Source organism: Sphingomonas sp., assembly GCF_035317925.1.
Taxonomy (GTDB): domain Bacteria; phylum Pseudomonadota; class Alphaproteobacteria; order Sphingomonadales; family Sphingomonadaceae; genus Sphingomonas_I.
On the sequence record NZ_DATHFV010000057.1, the window covers coordinates 1 to 10066 of the forward strand.

The 10066-nt window shown below is 65.7% G+C and carries 8 protein-coding genes and 1 pseudogene; 4 read left to right on the top strand and 5 right to left on the bottom strand.

From position 1 onward, the window contains the following. The coding region (locus VK533_RS04440; RefSeq protein WP_324375391.1) for an AcrB/AcrD/AcrF family protein at nucleotides 1-1397 on the bottom strand (1397 nt) is incomplete at its 3' end. A gap of 155 nt (nucleotides 1398-1552) precedes the next feature. On the opposite strand from VK533_RS04440, the gene VK533_RS04445 reads away from it, so the two are divergent. From VK533_RS04445 to VK533_RS04455, 3 genes are read left to right on the top strand one after another with little or no spacing between them, the layout of a single operon-like run. After that, the gene (locus VK533_RS04445; protein ID WP_324375393.1) at nucleotides 1553-1948 is read left to right on the top strand and encodes a GtrA family protein; all 396 of its coding nucleotides are present in this window, start codon (nucleotides 1553-1555) and stop codon (nucleotides 1946-1948) included. Next, on the top strand, nucleotides 1945-2967 hold the full coding sequence (locus VK533_RS04450; RefSeq protein WP_324375395.1) for a glycosyltransferase family 2 protein: 1023 nt from the start codon (nucleotides 1945-1947) through the stop codon (nucleotides 2965-2967). The genes VK533_RS04445 and VK533_RS04450 overlap by 4 nt, the downstream gene beginning before the upstream one ends. Next, complete coding sequence (locus tag VK533_RS04455; protein ID WP_324375396.1) at nucleotides 2967-3740, top strand: class I SAM-dependent methyltransferase; 774 nt, start codon at nucleotides 2967-2969, stop codon at nucleotides 3738-3740. The genes VK533_RS04450 and VK533_RS04455 overlap by 1 nt, the downstream gene beginning before the upstream one ends. On the opposite strand, the gene VK533_RS04460 is transcribed toward VK533_RS04455, so the two are convergent. After that, nucleotides 3629-5263 carry a hypothetical protein gene (locus VK533_RS04460; RefSeq protein ID WP_324375398.1) on the bottom strand — a complete coding sequence of 545 codons (1635 nt, stop codon included), beginning with the start codon at nucleotides 5261-5263 and terminating at the stop codon, nucleotides 3629-3631. The genes VK533_RS04455 and VK533_RS04460 overlap by 112 nt on opposite strands. 75 nt (nucleotides 5264-5338) lie before the next feature. Between VK533_RS04460 and VK533_RS04465 the strand changes: the two genes are divergently transcribed. Beyond that, nucleotides 5339-6871: a hypothetical protein gene (locus VK533_RS04465; protein ID WP_324375400.1), complete on the top strand. Its 1533-nt coding sequence runs from the start codon at nucleotides 5339-5341 to the stop codon at nucleotides 6869-6871. A gap of 32 nt (nucleotides 6872-6903) precedes the next feature. On the opposite strand, the gene VK533_RS04470 is transcribed toward VK533_RS04465, so the two are convergent. The 3 genes and pseudogenes from VK533_RS04470 to VK533_RS04480 form a co-directional block, all read right to left on the bottom strand. After that, a complete protein-coding gene (locus VK533_RS04470; RefSeq protein ID WP_324375402.1) occupies nucleotides 6904-8220 on the bottom strand; it encodes a cystathionine gamma-synthase family protein in 1317 nt (438 codons plus the stop codon). Between the two features lie 159 nt (nucleotides 8221-8379). Then, on the bottom strand, nucleotides 8380-8652 hold the full coding sequence (locus tag VK533_RS04475; protein ID WP_324375404.1) for a DUF3297 family protein: 273 nt from the start codon (nucleotides 8650-8652) through the stop codon (nucleotides 8380-8382). Between the two features lie 150 nt (nucleotides 8653-8802). Then, nucleotides 8803-10066: pseudogene (locus VK533_RS04480) on the bottom strand (dihydroorotase); the annotation flags it as partial.

Below are 10066 nucleotides of genomic sequence, written 5' to 3' on the forward strand. Positions count from 1 at the left end.
AAGGTCGGGCACTTGCGGTTGGCCATGTCGACCTTCTGGCGATACGCGCCTTTGTGCTCGGGAATATTTTGTACGATCAGCGCGGAAAACGATCCGGACACGAGCAGGAATACCGCGACCGATCCGAACACGCGGACCAGCATGTTGCGATGCGCGAGCGTCCAGTTGAGCATGTGCCAACCGAGCGCGGTGGCGCCGATCGTACCCATCAATTGCGACGCCGGCCCCGCGCGCGTCTGCCAGAACAGCAACAGCCCCGAAAAAACCGACAACAGGAAGACCAGGGCCCAGGGAATCGCCTTGGCGGTGCCGCGTGCGCGCCAGAAGGACCAGCCCGCGCCGATCACGCCGATGACCGACAACGACAAGGTCGGGAAGGCGATGCGCCAGCCATGTTCGTAGAGCGGCTTGGCTTCCTTGATATGGCTGAACCATAATTTGTCGGCCTCGGGCGAAAGATGCTCGGGCCGCCCGAGGCATTGCGGGAAGGCGCCGGCATAGAAACCGCAGATCGCCGCCCCCGCCGCCAGCGCCGCCACGATCCGCAACCAGCGTTTCGCAAAGCCGAGCGAACCCAAAGCGAACAGGATCGCACCCGCCGAAACCAAGGTCGACAGATAGACCGGCGTCAGCGCGTCGCAGAGCAATTGTGCGTTGTCGAACGAGCCGAACACGAGATAGCCGAACGCGGTTCCGGCGGCGAGGCTGAGGCCATAGCCGCGCAGGCGGTTGGCCTGCTCGCCCTCGATCACCCACCACAACAGGATCAGCGCGCCGACCACCGCCAGATAAGGCAAAAGCTCGAGCCCGATCGTGAGCGAGAAGGCGGTCGCGAAACCGGCGGTCAGCCCGCCACGAAAGCGCCTGCCGTCGGCCATGCCCGCGACCGCGACGATCAGACTCGCCAATTGCCAGCCATGATGATCGACACGCAGCGGCATCCACATCAGCATGCTGGTGGTGGCGCACATCAGGATCGCGGCGGCGAGCAGGAACGACCAGCGGTCGACCAGCCGCCGCACGGTCAGCATCAGGCCATAAAGCGCGGCGCCGAACGCCAGCATCGGCGCGATCGCGCACGACCAGCGCGCCGCTTCCTGCCCGCCGACGATCGGCTGCAGGATCAGCATCAAGGCCGCGATCGGCAGGTCGACCAGCCGCGACCAGTGGATCGAGATGCCCAGGGGCGGATCGATCCGGTGCTGACGCAGATCGTACCAGCCCTGGCCGTGGAGCAGGGCCTGCACCTGGGCGAAGCGCATATTGTCGTCGGTGTCGGACAGCGCGAACCAGTGGATCGCGTTCCACTTGTAATAGAGCATGTAGACGACCGCGGCTGCCCAGCAGGCGAAGAACCAGCGGCGCCAATAGGTGGGTTTGTCCGTGTCGCCGATCACCGCTCTTCCCTCTCCGGTGCGGGGGCTCTAGAGGCTCCATGGCGGCGGGGAAAGTGTCGGCACTCCCTTCGCCGACGTGAATTTCGCCTTCTCAACGGGTTGGTAGTCGGTCCATGGCTAAAGCGATCTCGATGCGGAGGACCATGGGTTCGGGAATGAGGGTGACGGCGCGGCGCGAAATGTTCTGGCAGATCGTGCGCTACGGCGTGAACGGCACGATCGTCACCGCGCTCTATTCGGCGGTGCTGGTGACGTTCGACAGCTGGACCCGGCTGCCGCTGCAATTCTGCAATTTCGCGGGTTATATCGCCGCGCTCACGCTCGGCTACTTTCTCCATAGCCGTGTCACTTTCCGCAACCATGGGTCGCGCGACCGATCGAGCCAGATCCGCTTCGTGCTCGCGTCGCTGCCCAGCTTCGCGCTCAACGCCTTCTGGGCGTGGCTGCTGACCGACGCGCTCAAACAGCCGCATTGGACGATTTATCTGCCCATCTGGTTCGTAACCCCGGCTATGATCTTCGCTTTGAACCGCTGGTGGGTATTCAAGTGAAGCTTGCCGCCTCCAACGCCCATGCGCGCCAGAAGCCGGTCGCGGCGGTCGCCAAGCGCCCGCTGATCTCGGTGATCGTGCCCGTGAAGGACGAAGAGGATGGGATTCAGCCCTTCCTGACGCGGGTCGTGCCCGTGCTCGACGCGCTGCGCGATCCCGGGGACGATGCGATCCTGTGGGAAATCTTGTTCGTCGACGACGGCAGCTCGGACGCGACGCTCGCCGCGATCATGGCCGCCAACCGGGTCGATCCGCGCGTCGTCGGCATCTCGCTGTCGCGCAATTTCGGCAAGGAAGCCGCGCTCTCCGCCGGGCTCGATCATGTCCGGGGCGAGACCGTGGTGCCGATCGATGTCGACCTGCAGGATCCGCCCGAACTGATCGGCGCGATGCTCGACGAATGGCGGCTGGGCAATGAGGTCGTGTTCGGCGTGCGCCGCAACCGCATGACCGACAGCCTGCCCAAGCGCCTGACCGCCGACCTTTATTACCGCGCGCACAATTGGCTGAGCGAGGACAAGATCCCCGAACATGCCGGCGATTTCCGCCTGCTCGACCGCAAGGTGGTCGAGGTCATCCGTGCGATGCCCGAGCGCAACCGCTTCATGAAGGGGCTGTTCGCGTGGGGCGGCTTCAAGCAAGCGGCGGTCTATTATGATCGCGCCGAGCGCTCGGTCGGCCGCACCAAGTTCAATTATATCAAACTGTGGAAGCTTGCGATCGACGGCCTCACCTCGGCCTCGACCGCGCCGTTGCGGGTCTGGTCCTATATCGGCTTCGGCATCGCGGCGATCGCGATGCTCTACGCGCTGTTCCTGATCGGCCGGGTCGTGCTCTACGGAATCGACGTCGCAGGCTATGCGTCGATGATGGTCGCGGTGCTGTTCCTGGGCGGCGTGCAGTTGATGTCGCTCGGCATCCTCGGCGAATATGTCGGCCGCATCTTGGTCGAGACCAAGCGGCGCCCGATCTACATCGTGCGGGAAAAGATCGGTGATGCCGGCGACGACGCCGCCTGATGGAACGCCACGTCTATGATCGGATGGCGGAGATCGACCGCGACCATTGGTGGTTCGTCGGACGCCGCAAGATCCTGACCGCGCTGATCGAGCGCTGGCGGCCGAGGAAAGGTCCGCTGCGCATTCTCGAGATCGGCTGCGGCACCGGCTCCAACATCGCGATGCTCCAGCAATTCGGCACGGTCGATGCGGTCGAACCGGACGATCATGCCCGCGCCTTCGCCACCAAACGGACCGGGGTCGCGGTCAAGGGCGGCTATCTGCCCAACGTCCTGCTGGAGGACGGCCATTACGATCTGATCGTGCTGCTCGACGTGCTCGAGCATATCCCCGACGACAAAGGGGCCCTGCTCGCGCTCAAGTCCAAGCTCGCGCCGGGCGGGCGGCTGATGCTGACGGTGCCGGCGATGCCAAGCTTGTGGAGCGGGCATGACGTCGCCCACCATCATCAGCGCCGTTATACGGCCGGCACACTGGAAGCGGTGGTGCGCGCCGGCGGCTTCCACACGTTGCGCCGCACCGCCTTCAACACCTTGCTCCTGCCCGCCATCGTCGGCGTGCGCTGGCTCAACCGTATACTGGGGCGCGAGGGCGGCGACGAGGACCGCATTCCGCCCAAGCCGGTCAACACGCTCCTGACCTGGCTATTCGGGTCGGAACGTCACGTGGTGGTGCGCGGCTTGTTTCCGGCGGGCGTGTCGATCGCCTTGGTGGCCGAGCCGATCGGTTCCGGCATCGGCACAGACCAGGGCGGGCGCGGTCCGACCCGATAGAGGATACCGCTCTCGCCACCAGTCCAGATCGGTTCGAGGCCGGGGAAGCTGTTCCAGTCCTTTTTCGGCATGTCGATCAGCCAGACATAATCGAAGGCGTCATGCGGCAGGTTGTTGAGGCCGTCGGGATATCTCTTGGAGCGTCGGTCGCTGCAGCGGCGCGGGCGCAAAATCTCGGTCGGATCCTCCGCATAGCCTTTGGCCGGCGCATATTGGATGCGCACCAATTGCGCGCCCGGATCGGTCCACTGGCCGTTGGCGAAGGCGTGGCGCCGCACGATCGCCATCGCGCCGAGATGATCCATGCGCGACGTCTCCCACATGCCGAGGCAGGGCAGGCGCACCTCGACGAAGACGCGGCTGCCCGGCTTGACCAGGTCGAGCGCGGCGAGCTGGCGCGCATTGTTCTGATCATGCCGCGCGAAGCTGTTGGTCAGGATCCCGATCCGCACCACGAACAAAGCGGTCGCGAGCGCCGCCACGATCGCGGCCTGGCGCCGCGACGGCCGCCGCAGCGCCAGCGCGGTCACAGCGATCAGCATCACATAGGGCGCCAGCCGCATATCGGCATAAGCCGATCCGAACAGGATGCGCGGCAGCAATATGTAGGCGAGGATCAGCATCAGCGCGGCGATGCCGAGCGTGCGGTTCATCCGCACCCATACGCCCGCCAGCCCGAATGCGACCATGCCCCACAGCAGATAGACGCAGGCGAGGTCGAAGTTCATCGCGCTGTTGCGGAGGATCGAGACCATGTAGACATATTTGGCGGGCCAGGCGAACCACTCGACATTCTGGCCGCTCGCATCGCCGCTCCGCCACAGGATCAGCAGCAACAAGGGCGGCGCCAGCGACAGGCACGACATCCCGCCCTGCCACAGGCTGGGCAGGAATTTACGGCCGGCGTCGCGCGCGCGCACCGTTTCCGCGCCGAAGGCGAGCAGGCACAGAACCGCCCAACCAAAGATATGCGCGACGGTCAGAGCCAGGCCGATCGGCACGAACAAAGCGTGACGCAGCTTCCAGCGCTGCTGCCGCCCGAGCCGCAGCCACAGCGCATAGGCATTGAGCGCGAGCGCCATCGACAGCAGGTAGTTGAGGAAGCCCCAGATGAAGGGGAAGCTATAGGCGAGCGGCAGCGCGAACAGGACCGGCGGCGGCACGCGGCCATGCGCTTCGCGCGCGGTCCACAAGATGCCGGTCGTGGTCAGCATCGCGATCGCGATCACGATCAGCTTCACGCCCAGTTCCAGCCCGAACAGGCCCGCCATCGGCACGATCAGCAGATCGACGCCGAGATTGGCGATGAACGCCCAGTGGAAGCTGAAATAATCCTTGAGCAGCGGATCCGACGGATCGGACAATTGGATCCGGTAGCGCCCCATATGCTCGGGCAGATCGGTCAGCGGCGGCACGGTCGGATAGAGGAGGGGCACCGCGGTCAGCAGCACCAGAGCGGCCAGGAACCAACGGCTGTTCCACCAACCGGCGGGCGTCTCGACCTGGGGCGCGGAGCGGAACATTGGCTCCCTTATGGCGTGGCCAGCCCGCGCGACAAGTGCTTGCGAACGCCGTAAGGGAATGCGCGGATGCGGAGCATGCGATCCTTCTGGCCTGTCCTGGGTCTGTTCGCCCTGATCGGGCTGGCGGTGCGGCTATGGAATATCGGCGCCGAGCCGCTGTGGCTGGACGAGGCCTATAGCGCCTTCGCCGCCGACAAGGACTTCGCTTTCCTGCTCCACGTCGTGCCGCGGTTCGAAACGCATCCGCCTTTCTATTATTCGTTGCTGCATCTGTGGGTGGCGGCGTTCGGCGATGGGCTGATCGCGCTGCGCCTGCCCGGCCTGATCGCGGGCATCTTTACGCCGATCGTGCTGGTGCTGGCGGCGCGCGAGGCGACCAGCTGGCTCGGCTGGGACGAGGATCGGCGTCGGCACCTGTATCTGGCGGTGTTCGGCCTGGCCTGCGTCTCCAACGCCTTGGTCGAAATGTCGCGCCAGGTGCGGCCTTATCCCCTGATGATCCTGGCCTATGCCTGCGCGCTCGCGCTGATGCTGCGGCTGGTGCGGCTGCGCGATCAGGGCCGGCCGATCGTCGGGCGCGCCTTCGCGGCTTACTTCCTGCTGCTCGAAGCGATCCTGTGGCTGCACAATCTCGGCCTGCTTTATGCCTGCGCGCTGACGCTCGCGATGGCGGTCGCCTTGCTTGGCCGGGGCCAGCGCCGCGCCGATCTTGGCTGGCTGGTCGCGGCGCATGTCATCGTCGGCCTGCTCTATCTGCCCGGCCTCGCCATCTTGCGCGATCAGGCGCCGACCTGGGTGTCGCACACCTGGCTGCGTTTCACGATCGACCAAGGCTTTTTCGGTCATCTGACCACGCTCTATGCCGCACCCGGCTGGCCGGGCCTCGCGATCTTCCTGCTGCTCGGCCTCGCGATCGCCGCGCTGATGCGGGGCGTGACCGGCGTGCGGCTGGCGGCCATCCTGCTGATCCTCGCCTTGCTGCCGGTGGTGCTGGCGGTGGCGGTGTCGCTGACCGTCTCGCCGGTCTTCATCACGCGCACGATGACGCCGGTGGCGGGGCCTGCGATGCTGCTGCTCGCGATCGGCGCGGCCGGCGGAGACGGGACCAAGAGGCTGCTCGGCATCGGCGGCGCCCTGATCCTCGGCGCGTCGATGCTCGCCGCCGACGTGCAGGCGCGGATGGCCGGGCCGATGCAGGATTGGTATCGCACGATCGCGTGGCTGGCGCCGCGCTTCCAGCCCGGCGACCAGGTCTTCGCCTATCCGAACGAGGGCGCGCTGCCGCTGCGTTATGCGCTGCGCGACAAGGGTCTCGCTTTCCCGATCCGCGCGATTCCGACCGAAGTGCCGAGCTTCGACGTTCCCGGCGGCTGGTATCCGACCGGCAGCCGCGGCGTGGTCTCGCTGCCGCGCGACCAGCTCCATGCGATCGCGGAGCAGCCCGAAACGCAGGCCGTGCCAACGATCTGGCTGCTCCGGCTGGGTGCACAGACCTACGACCCCGGCGATGGGCTCCTCAAGGAGCTGCACCGCGGACGGTATATCGTGCGATCCTGGCAGGACGGGCCGATCGACATCATCGGGTTGAGGAAGCGGGCTGGGAATTAAGCCCTCTCCCGCTTTCGCGGGAGAGGGCTATCCTAGACTAAAGCCAGCGCCTGTTCGAAGTCCGCGATAAGATCGTCGGCATTCTCGACGCCGATCGAGATGCGCACGAGATTGTCGCCGATCCCGAGCGCATCCTTGCGTGCCTGCGGCACCGACAGGTGCGTCATCCCCGCCGGATGGCTCGCCAGCGTCTCGGTCCCGCCGAGGCTGACCGCCAGTTTGGCGATCTTGAGCGCGTCGAGGAAACGGAACGCCTCTTCCTCGCCGCCCTTGAGATAGAGCGAGAAGGTCGAACCCGCGCCCGAACAATGGCGGTTATAGATGTCCGCCTGGCGCGAACCCTCCTCGAGGAAGCCGAGATAGCCGACATGCTCGACCTTGGGATGGTCGCGCAGCCAGGCGCACACCTTGGCGGCGTTCTCGCCGGCGCGGCTCATGCGCAACTCCAGCGTCTCCAGCGACCGCAGCAGCATCCACGCGGGATGCGGATCGAGGATCGTGCCGATCGTGTTGCGCATCATCCGGATCGGGTTGATCGCCGCCTTCGAGCCGACCGCGCCGCCCGCGACCAGATCGCTATGCCCGCCGGCATATTTGGTCAGGCTGTAGATGACGATGTCGGCGCCATGCTTGAGCGGCTGCTGCCAGAGCGGACCGAGGAAGGTGTTGTCGATCACGACCAGCGGCTTGTCGCCCTCAAACATCGCGTCGCGCGAGGCGGTCACAGCCTCGATATCGACCAAGGCGTTGGTCGGATTGGCCGGGCTTTCGAGATAGATCAGCGGCACGCGGCCGCTTTTCTTCGCCTCGGCCATCACCGCGTCGATTTCCTCGCGGGTCGCGCCCGCCGGGAAATCGAGCCACTTGATGCCGAACTTGCCGAGAATCTTGCCGATCAGCGTCTCGGTCGCGGCGTAGAGCGGCGCGGAATGGACGATCGTGTCGCCGGGCTGGACCAGCGCCAGCAAAACAGTCGCGATCGCCGCCATGCCCGAGGTGAAGGTCAGCGCGTCTTCGGCCTCTTCCCAAATGCCGAGCCGGTCTTCGAGGATTTCCTGATTAGGGCCGTTGAAGCGCGAATAGACCAGGCCTTCGGCCCCGCCCGGACGCTTGCCGGTGACGCCTTCGAAGAAGCGTTTGCCGTGCGCGGCGCTTTCGAAAACGTAGGTCGACGTGAGGAAAACCGGCGGCTTGAGCGATCCTTCCGACAAGGCCGGATCGAAACCGTGCCCCATCATCAGGGTGGCGGGGCTGAGCCGGCGTCCACCGACCTCGAGCGGCTGGTGGCGCGGCCGGCGGCGGAGCCCGCCGCCGGTCAGATCGGCCTCGGTCTTTTCGTCCTTGGCCATATCAATGCGCCTTGTGAATCAGATGACGTGAAACAGCAGCAAACCGATCACGACGATTCCCGGCACGCCGAGCATCCACAGAATCAGGCCTTTGCCCATCGACATTCTCCCATGCGCACACCCTGGATGGGTAGGCTACGGGGCCGCAACGAGCGGGATTCATGCCTGTTCCGATTCGGGCGCGGAGTCGCGGAAAAACGGCTCGACGCTGCCGCTCAGCTTCATCGTCAGCGGATTGCCCTTGCGGTCGCGCGTCTTGGCCATGGCAAGGCGCACCCAGCCCTCGCTCACGCTATATTCCTCGACGTTGAAGCGCTCGGTGCCGTTGAAGATGATGCCGATGCCGCGCGCGAGCGCGTCGGCGTCATAATGCGGGCTGCGGGGATCGACCGAAAGGCGGTCGGGCGGACTCGTGTTGGTGGTATCGCTCATGGCGCCCGCCATAGCCGCGTTCTTTTATTGCGTCATCCCGCTCGCCAAGAGAGCGACACCCTAAGTCGTCATTCCCGCGAAGGCGGGAATCCATATCTCCGATGATTGCGGTTCCGTCCGCGAACTTCAGGATTATGGATCCCCCATTCTTCACTCCCAGGCGGCGGAATCGAACCGGATCGGCTTGCCGATCGCCTTGGCCGCGAGCGCGCCGTCGCGCATCACGACCTGGCCGCGGATGATCGTGCCGACCGGCTTGCCGGTGATCTCCATGCCGGTGAAGGGCGACCAGCCGCACCGCGAGGCGAGCCACTTGTCCTCGATCGTCCATTTCGCCTTGAGATCGACCAAAGTGAAATCGGCATCGTAACCGGCCGCGATCCGCCCCTTGGCGGTCATGCCGAACACGCGCTGCGGCCCGGCCGAGGTCAGCTCGACCAGCCGCTGCAGGCTCAGCCGCCCGTTGGCGACATGGTCGAGCATCAGCGGCAGCAAGGTCTGCACGCCCGGCATGCCGCTCGGCGTATCGGGGTAGGTCCGGGCCTTCTCTTCCTTCGTGTGCGGCGCGTGATCGGAGCCGAGCACGTCGGGCACGCCCTGGTTGAGCCAGTGCCACAGCCCGTCACGATGCGCGCCAGACCGGATCGGAGGGTTCATCTGCGCGTAGGTGCCGAGCCGCGGATAAGCCTCCTCGCCCGCGAGCGTGAGATGCTGCGGCGTGACCTCGCACGTCGCGATATCCTTGTTGGCGGCGATATATTCCAACTCCGCGGGGGTGGTCACATGCAGGATGTGGATCTTGCGCCGCGCCGCACGCGCCAGCCGCAGGATGCGCTGCGTCGCCAGCATCGCGCTTTCATCGTCGCGCCACACCGAGCGCGTGACCGGTGATCCGTCCTCGCATCCGGTGTGGCGCGACGCGGCGGCGGCCATGCGCGAGCACGCGCGCCAAGTCCGAATCCTCGGAGACGAGCAGGTCGCCGGTCGAGGCACCCATGAAGATCTTGACGCCCGCCGTGCCCGGCAGGCGTTCGAGCTCGCCGAGCAATTCGGCGTTGGCGCTGGTCGCGCCGACATAGAAAGCATGGTCGCACCACATCCGGTCCTCGGCGCGAGCGAGCTTGTCGTGGATCGCGGCTTCGCTGTCGGTGTTGGGTTTGGTGTTCGGCATTTCGAACACCGCGACGACGCCGCCAAGCACGGCGGCGCGGCTGCCGCTCTCCAGATCCTCCTTGGCTTCGAGCCCGGGCTCGCGGAAATGGACCTGGCTGTCGATGGCGCCGGGCAAAACATGAAGCCCTTTGGCTTCGAAAATCTCCGCCGCTTTGGCATCGGCAAAACTGCCGATGGCGGCAATCCGACCGGCGATAACCCCGATATCGGCGGGGGCAATGCCATTTGGCGTGGCGACCGT

Bases quoted from the DNA above. Each gene is read 5' to 3' on its own strand.
- VK533_RS04445 (WP_324375393.1), top strand. From the start codon at position 1,553: ATGAGGGTGACGGCGCGGCGCGAAATGTTCTGGCAGATCGTGCGCTAC.
- VK533_RS04455 (WP_324375396.1), top strand. From the start codon at position 2,967: ATGGAACGCCACGTCTATGATCGGATGGCGGAGATCGACCGCGACCAT.
- VK533_RS04460 (WP_324375398.1), bottom strand. From the start codon at position 5,263: ATGTTCCGCTCCGCGCCCCAGGTCGAGACGCCCGCCGGTTGGTGGAAC.
- VK533_RS04465 (WP_324375400.1), top strand. From the start codon at position 5,339: ATGCGATCCTTCTGGCCTGTCCTGGGTCTGTTCGCCCTGATCGGGCTG.
- VK533_RS04470 (WP_324375402.1), bottom strand. From the start codon at position 8,220: ATGGCCAAGGACGAAAAGACCGAGGCCGATCTGACCGGCGGCGGGCTC.
- VK533_RS04475 (WP_324375404.1), bottom strand. From the start codon at position 8,652: ATGAGCGATACCACCAACACGAGTCCGCCCGACCGCCTTTCGGTCGAT.